Annotated in this window: 11 protein-coding genes; 9 read left to right on the top strand and 2 right to left on the bottom strand. The window is 64.3% G+C overall.

The features are described 5' to 3' along the window. Positions 1–136 precede the first annotated feature (136 nt). Entirely contained in the window at positions 137–463 is a 327-nt protein-coding gene (locus ACFYUV_RS06545) for a hypothetical protein (protein ID WP_387665696.1), read from the bottom strand. A gap of 338 nt (positions 464–801) precedes the next feature. Between ACFYUV_RS06545 and ACFYUV_RS06540 the strand changes: the two genes are divergently transcribed. The 9 genes from ACFYUV_RS06540 (at position 802) to ACFYUV_RS06500 (ending at position 16,654) form a co-directional block, all read left to right on the top strand. Continuing rightward, a complete protein-coding gene (locus ACFYUV_RS06540) occupies positions 802–1,866 on the top strand; it encodes a hypothetical protein (RefSeq protein WP_387665694.1) in 1,065 nt (354 codons plus the stop codon). 18 nt (positions 1,867–1,884) lie between these two features. Beyond that, the gene (locus ACFYUV_RS06535) at positions 1,885–2,817 is read left to right on the top strand and encodes an inositol monophosphatase family protein (protein ID WP_387665692.1); all 933 of its coding nucleotides are present in this window, start codon (positions 1,885–1,887) and stop codon (positions 2,815–2,817) included. Between the two features lie 412 nt (positions 2,818–3,229). Beyond that, on the top strand, positions 3,230–4,000 hold the full coding sequence (locus ACFYUV_RS06530; RefSeq protein WP_387665690.1) for a transposase family protein: 771 nt from the start codon (positions 3,230–3,232) through the stop codon (positions 3,998–4,000). A gap of 26 nt (positions 4,001–4,026) precedes the next feature. Further along, on the top strand, positions 4,027–5,472 hold the full coding sequence (locus ACFYUV_RS06525) for a restriction endonuclease (protein WP_387665687.1): 1,446 nt from the start codon (positions 4,027–4,029) through the stop codon (positions 5,470–5,472). A gap of 231 nt (positions 5,473–5,703) precedes the next feature. Beyond that, positions 5,704–6,042, top strand: a complete 339-nt coding sequence (locus ACFYUV_RS06520) for an NUDIX domain-containing protein (RefSeq protein WP_387665685.1) — start codon at positions 5,704–5,706, stop codon at positions 6,040–6,042. Positions 6,043–6,565: 523 nt separating this feature from the next. Continuing rightward, positions 6,566–7,444, top strand: coding sequence for a hypothetical protein (locus ACFYUV_RS06515; protein WP_387665683.1), 879 nt, complete (start codon positions 6,566–6,568; stop codon positions 7,442–7,444). Beyond that, a complete protein-coding gene (locus tag ACFYUV_RS06510) occupies positions 7,444–10,764 on the top strand; it encodes a DEAD/DEAH box helicase (RefSeq protein ID WP_387665680.1) in 3,321 nt (1,106 codons plus the stop codon). Before ACFYUV_RS06515 ends, ACFYUV_RS06510 begins: the two co-directional genes overlap by 1 nt. A gap of 291 nt (positions 10,765–11,055) precedes the next feature. Next, complete coding sequence (locus tag ACFYUV_RS06505; protein ID WP_387665677.1) at positions 11,056–12,402, top strand: hypothetical protein; 1,347 nt, start codon at positions 11,056–11,058, stop codon at positions 12,400–12,402. A gap of 946 nt (positions 12,403–13,348) precedes the next feature. Beyond that, positions 13,349–16,654, top strand: coding sequence for a type ISP restriction/modification enzyme (locus tag ACFYUV_RS06500; protein WP_387667450.1), 3,306 nt, complete (start codon positions 13,349–13,351; stop codon positions 16,652–16,654). A 131-nt stretch (positions 16,655–16,785) separates the two neighbouring features. Here the strand turns inward: ACFYUV_RS06500 and ACFYUV_RS06495 are convergent, their stop codons facing one another. Beyond that, positions 16,786–20,961: a hypothetical protein gene (locus ACFYUV_RS06495; protein WP_387665674.1), complete on the bottom strand. Its 4,176-nt coding sequence runs from the start codon at positions 20,959–20,961 to the stop codon at positions 16,786–16,788. Between the last annotated feature and the right edge of the window lie 366 nt (positions 20,962–21,327).

Genomic DNA, 21,327 nt, shown 5'->3' with positions numbered 1-21,327 from the left:
GCCCCTGGCGACAGGTCTCCGACCTGGAGAGTCGAATTCTTCTCCACCGCCGGGCAAGCACGGCCGACAGACGCGCTGTCTTGAGTAACCCAAATGCACCCGACGGGTCCCCCGCCAGACCCGGCCCGAGGGGAGCTCATGCGACCCCGTCCAGAGCCTTGGGCACTGCCTCCTCAACGACACCGTCGGCCCAGATCCACGGACCGAACCCCAGGCCAAACGGTGCCGGCTTCAACCCGTCGAACCGACAATCGACGGCCGCCTTCTGAAACTCGGTGTACGCACGCTTCGTGGTGCACACCAGGTGAGGGCTTTGACCTGCTGCCGGGTCGTGGATCTCGATGAGCAGGTTCTCACCGTCGAGCCTGGGGCGGAGCGTGTCGGTCCGGATGTGGTGCAGGAGATCAAGCCAGTACCTGGGGCCCATCGTCGCAATGTCCTCAGGGTCGATCAGGTCGCACATTTGGACCGTGGTTGACCGGGCTACTCGGCGAACGGCGAGGCGGTTGGTGTTCGTGGCTTCTCTGTCATGCTTTGTCATTGCGGATCTCCGGAGCGGTTGCTTGCCGACGACAATGACGGTAGCCAGCGGTGCGAATCTCTTACACCTCGGAGTAAGTCTGCAATCGCCCTGGTCTCTGGGTGGCTCCCACCTGCCTATTTCCGGTAGCCGCAAGCCATTGCCCATGCGGATGGGTAATCTGATGGCGCTTCCGGGAGGAGGGGAGTCGGATGTCGAGGCAGGGACAGGATTCGAGCCCGCAGGCACGAGGGCGCAGATTGGCACGGATCGGGAATGAGTTGTGGCTGGAGACGGGATCAGTCAAAAAGGCGGCAACGGAACTAATGCGTCGCTATCCGCTCATTTGCAGCCTTCAGGCACTCCGGTATGCCTGCGGTCTTTCCCAGGATCAGGCCGCTGTCCGGTACAACCAGATGACTGGCCACCAGACCAGCCTGGGCGGTACATCCATCAACGCATGGGAGACCTGGGCCCGTGAACGCAGCAGGTCCGGATCGGCTCCCAGCTTCACCAGCCTGCTGATCCTCGCCGCCGCCTACGGAGGCGGCCCCACCGGGGTGGCCGAGGAGGACATCTCTCCCAGCGATCTGGTCGCCGAAGCGTACGAGAGGTTGGCAGTGGAGGACCAACTCGCCCTGAAAAGGTACGCCACCACCCAGTCCACTCCCCCACCACCCGCCACAGCGCCGGCAACAGCAGGGACAGGCAGCACAACTGCCAGAACGACACCGGCCGAATCCAACGCCGTGGGCCAAGACTTCATCATCGCGGCCCCTACCGTCGAATTCGGCACTCCCGACAGGCTTGTCTACTCCCTGCCCAACCCTGCCCCCGGCCAGCTCCTCAACCTCACCTGGGCGTCCTTCGGCTACGGCATCGAGCGCCTCATCCACCAGATCAAAAACCTCGGGCGCCGTACCGATGTAGACGCCTGTTTCGGAATCAACGAGGCCGGCCTGGTCATGGCCACCTTCCTCGCCTCCGCCCAATTCGGACGCTGCCCCATCGGCTACCTCAAATGCAACAAGAGCCGCGAATTCATCAGCCTCGACACAGCATCCATCTTCCCGGAGTTGCCAGACGCTCCAGAGGTCGTGTTGTGCGACTTTGAGGTCAAGCATGCCGATGTGGTCGGATTCATCTCACGCGAGATCCGTGACCGCTATCCCGGCGCGCAGATCTATTTCGCGGTGTTCGGAGCCATGACCAAGGGGAAGCTCGAAGTCAGCGATTTCGACGATCTGACCGGCGCGGGCATCATGCGAGCGGCAAACTTCAAGGCGGTGTTCATCGCCGCGACGATGAGCCCACCAGGAATCGAACCGCCGCTGGAGCTGCGCTAACAGTACGGAGGTCCCGTCGTGACAACCTCTCCCGCCCTCCCCGGCCTCGCCCAGAGCCTCGCCGAACTGGTCGCTCAGGTGATCGGGGAGATCCGGCCACGCCTGATCCAGGCCGCGCTCTCGGGTGAACGATCAGAGGCCGCCAACCTGCGCCACTCCGACAACTTCCTGTCCGCACACGATCTGTGGATGCATGAGCGCTACCGAGAGCTCCTGACCTCAATCATCCCCTCATACATCTACGCCTCCGAAGAGGCCGACCCTCAAGTCATCGGAGCCGACCCAGAGCCGGATCTGTGCGTCCTGGTCGATCCGCTCGACACCAGCGAGCTGGCCGTCCGCGCCCTGTACGGCTACACACACGTGATGGTGTACTCCCGCAGCCTTGCCCGGCCCATCGCCGCTGTGGTGGGCGACATCTTCCACCATCTCCAGATGTATCTCGCGGCCCGCGACGAGGACGGCAACGACCAGGCGTTCGTCTACACGCAAGACGGCAAGGCACACGAGCTGAAGGTGCGGCGCTTCGCAGAACTGCGCGAGGCACTGATAACGAACTACCTGATGAAGCCTGCTGAACGACTCCAGCCGCTCGGACGCCAGACCCGCCTGCTCGACGCGCTCAATCAACCTTCGGCGGACGGCGCCGTTCGCGGCCGCGTCGGAGTCGACTTCGGGTCCATCAGCCTGTGCCACGTCGCGGCGGGCTTCACCGACGCCACCATTGAGTTCGCCAAAGGTTTCGCCGTCTGGGATTTGGCCCCCGGGCACTACATCCTCGATGCTGCGGGCGGCGTGGTTCTCGACCTGGAAGGCGATCCCAGACCCTTGGACTACCAGTTCGGAAGCATCGCCGATATCAACAAGGCCATGGACACACGACAGAAGTTCGTGGCCGCTTCCAGCCTGGCCCTCGCCCGGGAAATCGTTACCGCCATCTACGCCACCTAGCCTGGCAAAATGCGCTCCCGCTGGCGCTCGAACGCACCCTTTGCCTGGAGTCGGGCGAGGCGGGCCTAACTTCTTTCCGCACCTGCTCGGTGTCCCCAAGGTTCGGTCTCTGACTGGCGGCCCTCCAATAACCAACCCCAGGAGCCCAGATCCTCGCCATGATGTCACTCTGCCTTCTCTTGGCTGCGGTCGGTGTCGAAGGACTTGGAGGCATGGCTTTGTTCTTGTTCAAACTCACCAGCTGAGCCCATCGAGGCCTCGGCGCACGGCCCAGTGAGGCTTTTTCATCCCCCTGGCGGCAGGGCGCTGATCACAGCCTGATCGCGAGCTTGGCGATCACCTGACGACGTAAGAAACCCCTGGTAGATGGATTGATCACCACAACCAGATCCGTCACAACCAGGGGCCTCGGATGCTGTTTTATCGTGCCGCCGTCGATTTGTCGCGTTCAACGCTGAACTACGTCGCCGGAGTGATCCGCCGGCATCGTAAGGCGATCAAGTCGGCCTGGCGGCTGCTCAACCCGGGACAGCAGGCCCTGCTGGTGCTGGTTCACCTACGCAAGGGGGAGACATTCACCGAGCTGGGGGCCGGGTTCGGTGTCTCCACCGCGACCGCCTGGCGGTATGTGGAGGAGACCGTGATGCTGCTGTCGGCGCGTTCGCCCAAGATCGGCCAGGCGCTGCGCAAGGCCCGCCGCGATGGGGTGCACTACCTGGTGCTGGACGGCACGCTGATCCGCACCGACCGGGTCGCCGCCGACCGCCCGTACTTCTCCGGCAAGCACCGCGTGCATGGGATGAACATCCAGGTGATCGCCGCACCGGTCGGGGCGATCCTGTGGACCTCCGGCGCGTTGCCGGGCAAGGCGCACGATCTCAGCGCTGCCCGGATCTGGGGCATCCTGAGGGAACTGGAACGGGCCGGGATCGTTGTCTTGGCGGACAAGGGCTACCAGGGTGCCGGTGGTCCGGTCATCACGCCCTACAAGGGCAGAGATAAGCCCGCCTCTCAGAAGCGGGCCAACCGATCACACGCCCGCCTTCGCGGTCCAGGCGAACGCGCCAACGCCCAGCTCAAGACCTGGCGCATCCTGCGGAAGCTCCGCTGCTGCCCACTCAAAGCCGGGCACCTCTGCAAGGCCATCGCTCTTCTGCAGAACTACGAAGTCGCCCGAGGATGAAAAGAGGTCAGTAAGGATGGACTGCTATGGGATGGGAGTCGCTGCTTCCGACGGAGTTCCAGCGGCTACGGTCCAGTCCGAACGCGCACCAACGTGGGCAGCAACTGGAAGAACTTCTGGAGCGACTATTCCAGCAGGCACACTTTCGCGTCCACCGCAACGCTGGCATCGCCCGTCCGCGGCAGACGGACCTGGTAGCCAGCTACGGGGATCGGTGGTACCTGATCGAGGCCAAGTGGGAAAACACCCCTGCCGGCGTGGACGTCTTCGACGCAGTGCGATCTCGGCTGGAGCGGGCAGCCTCGGCCGCCGTCATCGGCGTGATCGTCAGCGTGTCAGGCTTCACCGCCACCGTCCGTGAGCAGGTTACGCAATATCGAGGCAGGGAGCCTGTCCTTCTGCTTGGCGAAGAAGAGCTGATGCAGGTGCTGCAAGCGCCGGAGACGTTGGCCCACCTTCTGTGGACCAAATGGGAGACCCTAGTCACCCACGGTCGGGTTCACCTGCCTGTGGGAAACCGGCGTCGTCGTCGACGCTGGCCGTCCACTGACTTGTTGGCTTCCGACCTCACGCTACTCAGCACGGACCTGACCCCGCTGCCATACGTCACGTCGGGAGGCGGGTACGCCGAACTCGTTTTCGTTCAAGACCTACCCGACGTGGACTGGGTGCCTGCGGACGGCAGCGGCGTCAGTTTAGACCTGCCTATTAGGGCCCTCGACGAGAACGGACTCGCCGACCTTCTGCACGCGTTCAACTCCTTGGGTTGGATGACCTCCCGACCGAGTTGGAGTATCCAGCAGGCCACCTTGAACTGGCACGGCGTAGGCGCCCGCGAATTCCTTAACGCACTCCGCGCGTGGAGAGAGCGCTGCGAAGGCCTACAACACGCCCACCATACAGAACAGGTGACGTACTTCGACGTCTGCCAAGGCGGAGGCTTCTACACCTTGGCCGCTGATATCGCCAATCATGCTTCCCGCATGGTTAGCCACTGCAACGTGTCCTTCCAACTCCCGGGAATACCTGTAGACAATCAGCCACTCCGGCACTTGTTCGAGCAGTTCGATGCCATCGCCACCGGCTACTACCGCCCCCTTACCGCCCGGGCCGTCATCCGGCGCCGTGCAGAGAACAACGTGCCGCTGAAGCCAACCGGCTACCTCGTGTCCGCGGACCCGTTTCCGGGTGATCTGCCCGAGTACGCCTCTCGTCGCGACGAGTCGCCGGAATGCCCACGTACGCCGAGCAAGTGGGTCACCGCCATCGTGGCTGAGAACCCCTTCCGGAAGGACAGCAATGTGTCCGCCCCGCGGGACTGGCCGCGTTCGCTCGAAGACAGCGAGTTGATCGTGTGCTCCCTGCGCTCTCATCATCCGCTGAGCAAGATCCCCGACGCGTACCACCTGGACTCCTGGGAGCACGCCCGAACCACCGACATTCGGGCCTTCAGACCAGTCGCCGACTGGTAGGCACCGCTCCCACCGAAGTTAGAAATCGCAAGCCCACGCGCCTGCAGACCAGACTCCGCGAGATCGATCAGCGATTGCGACCGCATCAGGACGTACGATGCGTGCGCGACTACATCGAGCAATCCCGGGAAACGCTCACCACACCATGACGCACTCCGAAACCCGCGAGCCGAGCGAGCACAGCAATTCGTCGAACCGGAGATCTACTACGCCAAGCTCGCCTCCCTGCACGTGGCCACTGGCGCCCTCATCACCGACCCCCAGGGCCGTATCCTGCTGGTCAAACCCAACTACCGGCCGCATTGGCTCATCCCCGGCGGCATGGCCGACGACGGCGAGCCACCCGAGAGCGCCTGCGCCCGCGAACTAGACGAAGAACTCGGCCTGCGCGCCTCCATCGGACGGCTGCTCGTGGCGGACTGGGCGCCCCGGCCGAGCACCGTCTGCGCCTCATCCTCTACTTGCTGTTCGACGCCGGTACCGTGCACGGCGAGCGCCTCCGACTTCAGCACGCCGTGCTTGACGACGCGGCGTTCCTGCCCGCCGATGAAGCAGCGTCCCGCCTGCTAGGCCTGGTGGCGGCACGATTCCCTGCGGCGTTGGCCGCTCGCGAACAAGGCATCACTGTGTACCGTCCGGCTTTCGATAGATGATGCGACTGTTTAAGCGCTAGAAGTTCTGCACGAGCTCGGGGCGACTTCACTGCGAGGAAGTACCTCAAGATTCTGAGCCAGCCCACCTGCCCCTTGGTGGTTGAGCCTTTGGTGGTCGGCCAGGGCAGCCTGCTGGAGGGGTGCCACAGGGATGGTGGAGGGTCGTCCTCAGCGAGGTAGCGAGTCACGGCACGTGGAACCAGGTAGCGCCCTGCCAACGTGGAATGCTCAATGACCTGCATACTCCATCCATCCCAGCCAGATGGGCACATTGACCGCTATCCTCGACGATTGTGTGGCTGTGGGCGCCGAGCGCAGCACGCTGCTGTGCATGGCGTGCGCCGGCAGCCGAATAGCCAGCGCCCTGAGTGCCGCAACTGTTCGCAAGCGCCCGCACGGCACGCTCACACCACTCGAAGGCGGAAGCGAGGAGAACAAGGTTGAACGCTGGTGTGGGCAGTGTGATCGACCTTTTAACCGCGTCGCTCGATGAGATCGAAAGATGCGTGACCTTCCACTCTGGAGTCGCGGCGTCGACTCATACCATCGTCACTGTCTCAGGGCTGGACGCGTTTGAAGTACCTGTCGCGATGGGCCGGTACCTCGTCGGCACACTGGCCGGTGCCGTGGGGTTGGACGCCCGGCTGTCGGAGGATCTGCTGGCGCGAGGCGTCGATCGCCGTGAGGAGATCCGCAGTACTGTCACATCCCTGATCGGTACGGACAACATCTTCGTCACGGAAGAGCAGAAACTGGTTCGCGACACGCGCCGTAACGCCTGGATCGGCGAAGGGGTTGGGCATGCCCTGCTGTCACTTAGCGCACGCCGGGAGACGTCGTGCGTTGATGGCCGGATCTGCACGTTGTCCGAGATGCATCAAACGGTGACCCGCCAGGGCTTGGACTCGGTAGGCACCTACGTGCAAAACGACGTGCTCGGTGTGTCGATCGGCGAAAGTAAGTCGACCGAGTCGAACGCGAGCGCCAACTTCGGCGATGCGTTGAACCTGTTCAGCGAGGTGGAGAAGGGCATCCACGGCCCGGACCTGCGCGCCCGACTTTCTGCGTTCCGCTACATCTTGGAGCCGGGGCTCAAGGAGCAGGTGAAGGATTCGCTTTGGAGCGACAACGCCTCCTACCTACCGATCGTTGTCTATCAGGATGACTACGACTTCACGACCGCCCGACCGAAGTTTCAGCGGATGAAGACACCGCTCGAGCGGCGTCGAGTCATTGTTGTGCAGTTGCCGGGCTTCCATGCCTTCTTCGACGCCGTCGCGGATGGAATGCGCAAGGCGGTCGACGAGGTGGTCGTCTAATGTTCAACCGGGGAATCAACGCCCTTTTGGCAGCACTACCCACGATCGCCGATCTGAACGTCAATGAGATCCGCAGAATCCTGACCACAGCGTGGCTCGAGACCACCAGGCCGCAACTGGGGGCAGATCAGCGCGCAACGGCCTCCGCAGAGACGCTCCATCGGCTGGCGACGGCGCTGGAAGTACACGCGATCCTCCCTCTGCAAGCGCAACCGTCCATGGTCCGGGCGTGTGCCTTCGTGGCCGCAGAGGCTCTGACCATCGCGCACGACTTGGAAGACACTGACGAGAGCGACCGGCAACCTGCAAGCAGCAACGCCTCTTGGCTGTTCGGGTCTGAACGTACCTTCGAGCGCGTCGAGGCGGCACTGCTGTACCTGATCGCCGGCTACGACGCCAATGCGGCCCTGACGGTCGCCAGCATGGGCGCAGAGGACCTCGACGACAGGAGCATCGAGAATCCGATCGCCAGTTGGGCGGTGCAGCGCATCGTGGGCCTGTGCCGGCTGACGCCCGCAGTTGAGGTCGCTGCCCCGACGCTGGATCAGCAAGGATTGCCAGCGCGCGTCCTCGTGCGGCATGAATTGTGGCGCCGGATTGGCGTGCACGTCGCCGACCATCTCGACTGGCTCATGTTCCGCAGTGGGATCGAGCCGAACGCCGGGAGCGCGCTCCGGGCTCTGGCGGAGCGGCTTGAGAACCGGGATCAGATACCCGTAAGGCCGGCTGCCCACCCCGACCTCCACCACCTGCTACTCTTGCTTGCCACAGCCTGCGACGAGACCGGCTCCCGGGCGCTGCGGACGGTGCCGCCTCCGCCAGAAGACACCGGGGACCGCTTCGAGACCTACCAGCGCGAGCGTGCCGCGAGCCGGCCACTGCTGTGGCCCGCCGCCCAGGAATACGCGCACGAATCGCTGCCCGGTCCCAAGGCCCACGCCGTGGTGGCAGTACCCACCAACTCCGGTAAGTCGTCCGTCGCTGAACTCGCGATCAGCCAGGCCCTGTGCCAGGGCTGGGTCCTCTACCTGGCACCGACCAACGCACTCGTCGGCCAAATCCGCCGACAGATGGCCGATGTCTTCGGTCGGACGACGGTACGCGAGTTCCTTGGTGGCGCCGAATACACACAGCTGATTGGCGAGTCCCTGGAACAAATTGAAGATCAGCAGATCCTCGTCATGACTCCGGAGAAGTGCTCCCTGGCTCTACGGCAGAACCCCGAGGCTTTCACGAAACTGGCCCTGTGCGTCTTCGATGAAGCACACCTTCTCGGAGACCGGGCCGGCCGTGGTGTGATCGCCGAGTTGATCCTCGCAGAGATCATGCACCGTGCCAGGAAGGCGCGCCTCCTGTTGATGTCCGCGCTCATCGCCAACCCCTCCGAACTCGGGTCCTGGCTCAGCCACGCGACTGGAATGGATGCGGCCGTGATCAACGGGCCGTGGCGTCCCACCCGTACACTCCGCGCGATTGCCGGCATTGACAACGACCGCGGTGCGGCTGCCTTCACCGCCGCCTCTCAACGGCTTCGGGCGCTCCCTCCCCATCGTAAGCGGGAGAAGTTCAAGGCCCCGATCGCTCTGCTCGCCGGTCTACAGGGCGCATGGGCCAGCGAAGCGGCTAACGACTACGCGCTGATCCAGACGGACATCGAGGTCCCCCTCGCCGTCACCCGGAAGTACAGATGGGATCCGGCTGGGTACTGCACCCCGGCCACTGCAGCGATCGTGCAACGTCTCGGCCTGCGCGGCGACAAGATCCTCGCCTTCTTGCCCCGAAGCAAACACGACAGCTTCCACGCCGCAGGGATGACACAGTTCGCCGCAGCGCCAGCCGATAGCACCGTCGACGCCTTGCTGTACCTCGCCGACCTGGAACTCGGCGTGCCGTCGGCCCTTCGCGCGCGTCTACAGCAACGCGTCGCCGTGCATACGAGCGCCCTCATCCGCGAGAAGCAGCGCGCCAGTGAGCTCGCCTTCGAGCGCGGCGTTGCCGTCGCCATGTACGCCACCGGAACCATGGCCCAAGGCCTCAACCTGCCCGCCACCGCCGTCGTCATCGGCGGCACTGAGATCGGTTACGACAACACCTCCAGCACACAGCAACGGCGCGACCAGGCCCGTGCGCAGTTGCTGAACGCTATCGGGCGGGCAGGCCGCGCCCACGTTGCCTCCCGCGCCATGGCCCTCGTCGTACCAAATAGGGCTCTGGTGCTCAGCTCCTCCACCGATGCCCGGCAGGCGGTCCGCACCGCGGAGTTCCTGCAGGACGAGGACGCGTCGTCTGAGCTGAGCAGCGCGCTGGACGGACTCATCCATAACATACTCTCCGGCGTGCTGACGCCGGACACCATGACTCCGGCAGAGCACACTGCGTTCAGCTTCCTAGCCTTCGAGAACGAGGATGAGGACGACACCACGCAGGTGATGGGTAACACCTGGGCCGTCCACCGAGCAGGCGCCCAACATCAGGTCCAGGCGATCACCAACGCAATTGCCACCACCGGCAGCACTTTCATCCAGCAGGCCGGCGCACCCGCGTGGGTGGCGTTCGCTGCTCACCAGTCCGGCATCGCGCTCTCCGAGACCGCGGCACTCTACCGGCACTTGCGAGCGCGCCTCCAGACCACCAGAGCACCCGAAGAGATCCTGGGGTGGGCCGATTTGATGCTCGATCTGCTGGAACAACTAGCTCCGGAGGAGCTCCGGCGTATCTTGCGCCCCAAACCCTATGGAGATGCGAGCAAGCTGTCGAAGATCTTCGACTCTGGTCCCGCGCGCGCGGACTCCTGGTCGGCCTATCGGTCTGCACTGTGCGCCTGGATGAGCGGCGAACCGATCACCGCGGTGGCCGAGCATATCCACCGTAAAAGCGTTGCCGGTAACGCCAAGCGCGGCGCGCAGGACCCGCTTCCTCGCGCAATCACCGTCACTAGTGACGCTTTCCGGTTCGAACTTCCACTCATCGCTGGGGCGCTCAACGCCATCATCATGCTTGGCCAGGAGCATGAGTCCGAGGGGCCCTGGGCGCTGTCGGCCGAAGCCGCCAGGACGCTGAATCTGCTCCCACTCGCTGTGCGCTCGGGCGCGAGCACGCCTGAGTCGCTCGCGTGGATCCGCGCAGGTGTCCACACCAGGGTCGCCGCTCACCAACTCAACGCGCTGCTGCCGGCTCCGCCCGGGCAGCCCGATGACGAACTTCAGCGCTGGGCACATGCCCGATTGATGGACCTCTATCAGGACGCGATTCCTGGTCTGCTCACACCTGGGCAAGGCGCCGTGATCTCCGCGTTGCGGACGGTTCGCGAAGCCCGGTAGCCCGTTGCGTGGTCTCTCGGGGCTCCGCAGAGACCGGTCGTCCTGCTTGACGGCCGGGCTGCCGGGCCCGCTGGCTGTTGGACATCACCGCCCAGATGGGCGAGGGGCGGAGTGGCGCCCATCGATCGCCTTCTACGTTCATTACGAACAGGTGATCGCGTTTCTGGCCAAGCACCTCCGCCTACAGTCTGCGTTCTCCCGAAGTTCGAGCGCCGAAAGCGATCAAGCCCCTCGTTCCGCGAATCTGCAGACTCTGTTGCGGAACCACCGTCCCAGGTGTGCAGTGACAGTATGCAGCCTCCGAGCGCGCTTGACGAGCGTGAGCTGTCGATTCTCATCCGCATTGCGTCGAACGTGAAGCCCGTGACATCACGAGAAACACGCTTGACGAGGATCGTCTATGCCCTACAGGCCCAGAAGCTGGTGATCCTCACCCGAACGAAAGGCTTCTGGAGCGCCGCCCTGACGGAATCCGGCCGACTCTACCTGGAGAGCGGGAACTACCTCCCAGCGCCGGACGCCAGCCAGTCGGATGGGGACGAACCGGCCATCGACCCTGGAGACTTTCTCAGTCAGCTCATTGACGCAGGCGGCATGTTGCGGATCAGTGACCCAGACGAGGTAACCCGCCGCCTGTGGCTGGAGGCCGCCCAAGCCGCCCGTCGGGACGCTTTGATCCCTGATGGATACCACCTCACCCTCAAAGGGCGTGACCAAGGCGGTCTGGAGATACGCCTCAAGACAGGTGGATCTCGGCAGCGGCACATGCGCTACCGCACCAAGGACCGGCGACCCATACCTGTCCCCCAGGAATTGAAAGACCCGCATCCCGTGGTAGCCACGCTACGTGACGATCTCCTAGCCTTCACGCTCGACGGCCCCGCCCGCCAGCGCGCCCTCCGGCTGTTCCAGGCGATCGCGGACGAAGCCACTCGCTGCTGCTACGCCGTCCGGAGACCCGGCGACTATAAGGGCGGACACCTTGAGGTGGTCATCGGTGACGAGGGCTGGGCCGTCGCGATCCAGAGACAGGAGCTAGCGACCTGTCTGGCAGCTCAGCCCAGCAGCACCCGGGAGAGTCCCGCTAACGTCGATGTTCCTCCGACCCAGCGGTTGCGCCTGCGGCTCTGGCAGTGGCCCGGCAGCGAAAGCTGGGACTGGTATGACGAAGACAGATCGACGCTGGAGTCCCAGCTATGGCAAGTCATCGTACACATGGAGAAGGCCACCAGGGACATCTGCCACGCAGTAGCGATGATGGACGGCGGCCGATCCCCCGAAGAACGGCAGCATCAGCGGGACGAGCTTCGCCGGGAATGGGAAGCTGCCATGGCCTACGCTCGGGAGCGCATCCTCACCCTAGACCGCCTGCAGGTGCTGGGTACCGAGATGGACGCCTGGCAGCGGGCACGGACGATACGTCAGTACGCCGACGAGCTCATCTCCGTGGTGTCCACGATCACAGACGAGGACCATCGACAGTCACTATCTGACTGGATCGACTGGATGAAGTCCTATGCGGACACAATCGACCCGATTAACAAGCCCCCGCGGTTCCCACAGGACCGAAGCGTCGATCCCGATGAGCTCATCCCCCACCTCGGTCGAGTCAGTCCCTACAATCCGCCGCCGCATTAACCCGGGCGCGACCACTTCCTGTAGCCATTCGCTGGGTACCCCAGACCTCTGACATAACACTTCGACGCCTCGGGGGACCAGCCAGGACCAGAATCAAATAACCTTATACAGTCGATACGAGGCGGGAATCACCCCAAACGGCACAGAACCATGCAGGGAAGCGATATCGACAGTCGGCGAGGAATACTCTCAGTCAGGAGCGAAGCCCACCCTTGCACCGACGCTGAACTGCCGTTCGAGCACGGTAATCAGATGGCGGAAGACGAAGATTTTAGCGTTCTCGACTCAATCGCTCATCGGAAGCAGCTAAAGCGCTGCGGAGCCTTTGTGAAGACGCGAAATGCCAGACCAAACCACAAATGATCATCATGCCGCACTCCGAGTGACTGGTTCGTCTACGTAAGGCGAGCCCCAACACGACTCCGATCTAGACTGATGCCATCATCGGCAGGTGAGGTACCAGCGCAGGGGTGGTTCTCGAAAAGGCGATCAGTGTGCTCTGGGCAGTAGCCGAAGGACGCCCCTTCCTCGCCGGGCTCGCCACAGTACTCGATTCGCCCACGGCCACTCGCAATGACCCAGCAGCATCTTCCTTGGTCGAAGAGAGCCTTCTCATCCTCTGTCCATCGCTCGGGATGGGTGTACGGCGTGATGACGCGACTGAGGTTGTCCATAGATCTACCTTGTTCGCGGCGGAGCCCCGAAGATCCGCCTGACAGTCGAACATGATACCGAATAGAGCCGTGCGGCTAGTCGGGCTGGGCAAGGCAGAACGAACCTCGCTGCCGGGCTGCGGCAGCCTGCAAGATCGCATACAAGCAGACACCGGCTTTTGGGGCCGCCGTTTTCCGTAAATAGGGGCTGGGACGTGTGAAACTGTCAGGCCCAATCACGCGATACGCAAGAGACCGGTCTGGCGCAACAATTTCACATCGAACGGGTGTACATGGCCGCGACTAATCCCCCTAAGCCGCTGCTGGATAAGGCCGCTGAAGCGGTGACGCGCTTCGGCAAATCCGCCGCCATCAAGTTGAACGGCGGTGGGCAACCCGAGGATCAACTCCGTGCGCCGCTAGAGCGGCTGTTCGAGGACATAGCCGCAGCTCTCGGTGTCGACGTGGCCATGATCGGTGAGATGTCTCTCGCCACACTCGGCGTACGGCCAGACTATGCCGTGGACGTCGCCGGTGCCCGGGTGGGCTATGTCGAGCTCAAGGCTCCTGGGCGCGGCGTGCCGACGACCTGGACCCCGAACAAACACGAGAAGGCGCAATGGGAGAAGCTGCGTCTACTGCCAAACGTCCTCTATACCGACGGCGCTCTTTGGGCCCTCTATCGCGATGGCGAGTTGATCGGGCAGGTGGCCCGATTGAACGGCGACGTCCGTACGGCAGGCAGCAAGCTCGTTCCCATCGACGGGGAGTTCGCTCGCGTCGTTTCCGATTTCCTTCTGTGGAAGCCGAATCCTCCTCGCAACATCCGCCAGCTCGTTCGCGCTGTGGCCGGACTGTGCAAGCTACTGCGCACGGAAGTGCTCGAGACCATCGACCGTGAGCTGCGGGGTGAGGAGAAGCAGAAGATCTTCACCGAGCTCACCACGGACTGGCGCAAACTGCTGTTCCCCGGCCTCACCCATGAGGAGTTCGCCGACGCGTACGCGCAGACGGTGACGTTCGCCATGTTGCTGGCGCGGGTGGACGGCATCGCCTTCGAAGGCCGCAGCCTCGGCCAGATCGCCTCACACCTCGGCAAGAACCACTCACTCATGGGCAAGGCGCTAGCCGTACTGACCCATGACGCGGTGGAGGGCCGCAGCGTCGTTGCCGAGACGCTCAAGCGGGTCATCGGAGCGGTGGACTGGGATCGGATCAGCGACGGCTCAGCGGACTCCTACCTTCACCTGTATGAGCACTTCCTTGAGGCCTACGACGCCGACCTCCGTAAGGAAAGCGGCTCGTACTACACGCCGAACGAGGTCGTCTCGTTCATGGTCCGCTTCGTCGATGACATCCTGCGTAATCGGTTCGGGCGGGAAGGCGGCTTCGCAGCAGACGACGTCGTGGCCGTGGACCCGGCGATGGGCACGGGAACCTACCTGCTCAACATCGTCAACAGTGTGGCTCGGACTGTTGAGAAGGAGGAAGGCAAAGGCGCGGTTCCCGCCCAGCTGAAGAAGCTCTTCGGTCGCCTGATCGGACTGGAACGACAGGCCGGCCCCTACGCCGTCGCCGAACTCCGGCTGAATCAGGCCCTCAAAACGGAGCATGGAGCCGAGGTCGCCGAGAAGGACCAGAAGCTCTACGTCGCCGACACCCTGGACAGCCCCTTTGACGACACACACCTTGACCTGGGCTCGATGTATGAGCCAATCGTGCGGTCTCGCCGTGAAGCCAACCGAGTCAAGCGCGAGACACGGGTCCAGGTCGTCATCGGCAATCCGCCGTACCGGGAACGCGCCAAAGGGCTGGGCGGCTGGATCGAGCAGGGTGCCGGAAACTCCGGGTTCAGCACGCCGCTGCTCGACTTCAAGGCCACCGGGCTCGGCAGATACGAGTATGTGCTGTCCAACATGTACGTCTACTTCTGGCGGTGGGCGACATGGAAGGTCTTCGACGCCCACCCGGACCAGCCCGCCGGCATCGTGGCGTTCATCACGACCTCGGGCTACACAACCGGCCCCGGCTTCGCTGGAATGCGCGAGTACCTCCGCCGGACAGCCGATGAGGGATGGATCATCGACCTCTCACCGGAGGGACACCAACCCGACGTGTCGACCCGTGTCTTCCCCGGTGTTCAGCAACCGCTCTGCATCGGAATCTTCGCCCGGTACGGCACGGGCAACCGAGAGACACCCGCGCTGATCAAACACATCAGCCTGGCGGGGCATCGCTCCGAGAAGTTCGCTCGCCTAGCGGGACTGGCCATCGACGGACCTGCATGGGCCGACTGCGCAACCGGTTGGCCGGATCGACTCCAGCCCGTCGAAGGTAAGGAGTGGCGTAGCTACCCGGCGCTCGGAAACCTGATGCCTTGGCAAGCTCCCGGCATCAAACCCAACCGGACATGGGTGTATGACCCGAGCCCCGACACCCTACGAACACGCTGGGAACGCCTGATCAAAGCTCCGGCCAACGACAAAGCCATCCTGTTCAAGGAGAGCGACGCCCGTAAGGTCGACAGCGTCGTACAACAGATCGCCGGTTTCGTCACACACAACGGAACGATCAAGGACGAGGCCGGCCCCTGTCCTGCGCCAGTCCGCGTCAGCTACCGATCCTTCGACCGGCAATGGGTGATCCCAGACAATCGCGTTCATCACCGCCCCAGCCCCGATCTGTGGAGAGTGGCAGGTGACGCCCAGATATTCGTGACCGAACAGCACGCACATACCATCGAGAACGGCCCTGGCCTAGTCTTCACCGCGCACATACCAGACATGGACCACACCAACGGCCGGGGCGGACGAGTACTCCCGCTCTACCGAGATCGCGCTGCCGGCTCACCCAACCTCGCTCCCGGCCTGACACGCCTACTCTCCCACCGTCTCGGCCTTCCCGTCACGGCACCCGACGTGCTGGCATACGTCGCGGCGGTGACCGCGCACGGCAGCTACACGACTCGCTTCGCCCAGGAACTTCGCACCCCGGGCGTCCGGGTACCGCTCACAGCCGACCCAGAGTTGTGGAACCGAGCCGTACGTCTAGGGAAACGCGTCATCTGGCTGCACACCTACGGCGAGCGCTTCGCTGACTCGGCCGAGGGCCGCCCCGCAGGACCCCCAAAACCGGACCCAGCCCACCGTGCAAAGTCACAAGTAGCAATCCCCGGAACAGCTGAAGAGATGCCCGATGACATCTCCTACGACCCCGAGACTGCGACCCTGCACGTCGGCACCGGCCGCATCTCACCCGTCCGCCCTGAGGTGTGGGCGTACGAGGTATCCGGGATGAAGATCGTCAAGAAGTGGTTCGGCTACCGCAAGAAAAACCCCGCAGGCCGAAAGTCTTCGCCCCTCGACAACATCCACAGCGAAGAATGGCCCGCCGAGTTCACCACAGAGCTGCTCCAACTCCTCCACGTACTCACGCTGTGCGTGGAGCTGGAACCCGACCAGACCGACCTACTGGAGAAGATCTGCAACAGCCCGCTCATTCCCGTCGCCGACCTCGAAAGAGCGAGCGTCTTGCCGGTTCCCCTCAGCGCTCGTAAAGCTCCGGCGCCCGAGTCCCCCGAAGCTCCGACCTTGTTGTGATCGCGTCCACTCGAGCTTGCTCGTCCTGGCAACTGCCTAAGCTGATCGCGTGACTTAGGAAGACGCTGCTGTCCCCGAGCGCGTAGGCCGTTCACTGCCATCGGTCTTCTGGAGTTCCCGCCGGTCGCAGTTCAGGAGGGGCTGGCAGCGACGCGGTACCAGCCGGGTGCGGCGGTCTGGATGCCTTCGCCGGGTGTCCAGGACCGCACTTGGGAGCGGGTCAGTCTCCCCGGGTGGTCACCTCCACGGCTGAAGTCTTTGTACACGTCCTTGCCGGTGTTCTCGACCCAGACGAGCGACTTCTGCTCGGCGATGAGCCACCGTTCGAGCCACTCTGCGTCGACAAGGAGTTCGTTCTGGCCAACGTTGACCGAGTGCCGAACGGTCGCGACGAGTTGGCCCGTGTCGTCGGTCCAGCCGTTGCGCCCGTTCCAGTGGAGCTCGCCTGGGGCGAGTCCGAAGAACTCGGGGGCGGGCATGTAGAGGGAGATGGTGTTCTGGTCCCCGGGGGCGTACTCGTACTCGCCGAGGATGCGCCAGGCGGCAGGCTGGGTTGGAACGGTGAGTGGCTCGGTCCATTCATGGCGCATCACGTGGAGCCCCTCTCCGTGGTGGTGGCCGTAAGGAAATTCTCCGATGTACCCATGGTGCATTTCAGGGTTGTTGGCGATGGACTTGCCGAGGAGATCGCGTCCTTCGAGTTCGCTGATGGCGGTAGCAAGGTCTTGGGTCGCGACCAGATGGGTGTAGAGGTGGGTCCAAATGCCTCTGGTGCGCTGCGTGGTGTCGGAGCCGTTGTTCCAGTCGTAGGTGCCAGACAGGACGATGTGGGGGCGGCCTTCGAGGATGGCTTCGTTGACTGCGACGTCTGGGAGGTCGGTGTCGTCGGCGATCCACTCGGCGTCGGTCTTCGCGACGGTGAGTGCCCAGTCGTAAGCGGGTACCCATGGGCGTGGGGTCTGGTCGGCGGGGGCGAACTCGACGATGGTCGGGTCGACTTGCCGGGAGATATGGGTGTGCGGGCCGGGGACGGCGGGCGCCGGCGGGTCCCACCTGTCGGGGGTTTTGGGGGCGTGGTCGGAGACGATGCCGATGAGGCGGTTGAGCGCTATCCACTGGTACTTCTTGCCGATGCGTTCAATCCATGCGGGCTTGGACCGGCCGATGCCGAACTTTCCGACGACGTACCCGTCGAAGGACGCGTGGAGTTGGGGCTGGTACCCGAGGCGGATGACTTCGGTGACTACCCATCGCGCGGCGGCAGGGAGGTCGAGGCCGGGCCGGTCTCGGAGCTCGGGGCTGAGCTGGTAGATGAAGAAGTCGTCGCCGGTGGCCGAGCGGACCAGCTTCGGGTAGTTGCTGGTGTCGTACGCGGCAATGTCTGTGTCGGTGGGCCAGGTGAGGGGCCAATCGCTGGTGTAGGGCGGACGGAACTGGTCGACGGTGACGCCAGCGGGGAGGGCTCCGCGGTTGTTGGCGGCTTCGAGGATGCTGCGGGCGGCATCACGCACGGCGGCGTTCGGGGTGACGGCCGCCGGCACAGAGAAGATGTTTTTCCACACCACCTCGGCCGCAGCAGCCCAGTCGTCTTGGGTGCCGTTCGCAAGGAGGGCCGCGTACGCGGCCTCGCAGGCTCGTTCGACGACCCACTCGTCATCGACCACGGTGAACCGGTCCAGCAGCCCGGCCGCTTGGCCTGGGTGGCGGGTCAGGAGACGGACGGCGGCGATGGCTGCCGGATCCCGGACGCGGCGGTCGCTGGCGCTGGTGGCCCACAGCAGCGCGGTCACCCACAGGCGGGTGGTGTGTTCACCGACGTGGTCCAGCGGCTTCTCCCTCGCCCACCGGATGAGCCGGTCGACTGCCCCACTGGTGCCGTGGGTGATGTGGCACCAGCCGAGCAGAAACGAGTCGCGGGCACCCATGTTCAGGCCGGTGAGGAACTCATGGAGCCAGTCGGCATTCAGGGGGTGATCGGGGCGGGCGGCGAGACGGAACAGCATCGTCAACGCGTCGGAGCACACGTCAGCCCGGCGGAGCGCGTCGACGACGACGTCGCGGGTGGCGTCGGTGATTGAGCTGTCGTTGCGCCATCCGATTCCGGCCACGACGGCTGCCGCGATGGCGTCGTCGTCACCGATTTCAGTGCGGAACTCGGTGAGCTCAAGCCCGAACCGTTCCGCGACCACGACGGACATTGCTTCGAGAAGACCCAGGTCGACCGTGCCACCGAGGCCGATGACTCTGCCGAGACAGCCGCCGAGCTCGGCCGTGATGCCGGCGGTCTCGGTGACGTCGGAGAGGGCGTCGGAGATGATGAGGTGGTGTCCGATGCGTTCGAACGTGATGGCGATGATGTCTGCGCCGAAGGGGCTGCCGTCGGGGACGACGTCCTCTTCGACGAGCCCTTGGGCGATGAGCGCGTCGAGGAGTGACTTCTCGGCACTCCGGTCGGACCAGATCGGTGCCAGCTGGGCTTGGGCCTGGGCACGAGTCAGCAACGGATCGCCGCCGCCGTCGGCGATCGCTGAGGCGAGGGCGTGCATAGCCTGGTGGACGAGGCGGTCGGACGGTGAGGCGTCGATCCGGTCGCTAACGATGTTGTTCGCATTGTCGAGGACCATCCGGGTCAGCTCGTCGAGGCCCATGTTGGCCTGGTCGAGGGACAGCCGGGTGTTGTTCTTGAGCGCTTCGCAGACCAGGCGCAGGTACAGCGGGTTGTCGAACTCGCCGTGGATGGGCGGCGACGTCGGCGGTTCGAGGCCGTAGAACGCGGCGTACTCGCTGACAGCTTCGAACTCGACCCCTTCGAATCCGGTGTGCTCGAACCGCGGCAGGGTGAGTCCGGGTGGGAGGACCTGGCCGACGTAGTGCGTGCGGGCGGTGAGGAGGAGCCGGAGGTTCGGGTACCGGCTGACAGTGGTGATGAGCCGTTCGAGGTTGTCGCGCCACGTGGACCGTGGACGGGTGTCGTTGAGCGCGTCGGTGACGAGGAGGGTCGGGACGCCTGCGACGCGGGCGCTCTCGTCGAGGAGCGCGATGGCTTCCTCGCTGGTGAGGTCGGACGGCATCTTGAGCACGTCGCGCAGGTGGGTCAGCGGGTCACGGTCGGTGAACCAGCGGCCGTGCATCATGACGCTGGGGCGGCCCTGGCCGAGGCGCCGGGCGACCGCGTCGATGGCGAGGTAGGTCTTCCCGATGCCGGCGGCACCAGTCATGAGTGCGACCTGGGCGGCGGCGAGCCGACCGACCGGGCTGATGAGGAGTCCGGTGGCGTCAGTGAGCTTTTCGCTGAGTTCGCGCAGGGCGTCGACGGGTGCTGCGGGGAACGACACCTGGTACTCGGCTTGGAACTGCCGCCAGCTCTGGGTGTCCCAGTTGTGGTCGGGGTACTTGGCGTTCATTGCTGCGGCTTCGACAGCTTCTTGGTCGCTGACGATTATCGACGCCTCGTCGAGCGCTTGAGCAAGGTCGTCTAGTCCAGTGGTCGTGCGCGAGGTGTGCCAGGCGGCTAGCGCGTCAGTGACCTTGGTGGCGGCGTCGAGGGCTGTGCTCAGGTCTGCGGCGAGTACTTCGTCCTTGGCGTTGTGCACGCGGCGAACGGAGTCGTTGACCTGATCGATCTGGTCCCTGACGACCGCCCACCACTCGTCGTCGGAGCAGAGCGCTGCGATGGATCTGGCGGCCGGCACCTCAACGTTCAACTCGGGCATGTACCGGGGCCGGGCGGCGTCTATCGCCTCCTGCAGCCGATCATTCCACCACTGGACGGCGAGGACGTCGGCGTCGAACCAGTACCGGCGCTGGATGCCGGTGGTGTCAAGGCGTTCGAGACGGACGATGATGTTCGTCGCCCACTCAAGCTCAAACTCCACCGTCATGCCGCGGGCGGTGGCCATGGATTTCCAGCCCTCGAGCCAGCCTCCCGGATCGTTGATCTTCTCCAGGAGCGACTTGCCGCGGCCTCCGGTGGGGCCGGTCGGGTCAACCGGGATTGCAATCACGTACTTGGTTAGATTCGGATGCTGGTCAAGGGCAGCCTTGACGGACTTGTCGAGCTGGGCCTTGTCGACGTCGGTGTGGGTGGTCCAGTACTTGGCCTGCCAGCCGTGCTCGGTGCCGCCGGGGAGCGTCCAGTAGCACTCGATGCCACCGTCGCCTCCGGCTCCATGCAGTGAGACGAACTTGGCGTCGGCCGCGGGTGACTCCTGTGCAACCTGTTCGCAGATGAACTGCTCGTACCCGTCGCGTTGCCCACCAGGGCCAAGTGACCGAATCCGCGTGAATTCGATATCGGGGATGTTCACGGGGGGGTGTCCTTCAGAATGCTGCCGGCCGGGGTCGGGAAGAAACGCTACCGGTCTGCCGCGGAATTCGCGGCCGGGCACTGACGCGCCCGGCCCCCTCTACGCTGGCCGTGGTATGACGTCGAGTGCACTCCTGTGACAGTGACCGCGAGCTGGACGCAAGATCTGCGCACAGACCTCTCGGACGTTGCATTTCGGGTCGGATTGATCAAGCTCGTGGTCGGCGCGGCCCTGGTTGGGGTTCGCAAGGCCTCACCAGGCGGGAAACCCGCCTTGCCCCCGGCGCCGGTGGACCGGGTGTGATGATCGGCGTGAACATCTTCTCGGCGGTCGAGCGAACCGACCCGTCCCTGGCCGAACACGGGG

This window comes from Nonomuraea sp. NPDC003560 (assembly GCF_042878785.1).
Classification (GTDB): domain Bacteria; phylum Actinomycetota; class Actinomycetes; order Streptosporangiales; family Streptosporangiaceae; genus Nonomuraea.
This window is presented reverse-complemented; position numbering and strand designations above follow the sequence as displayed.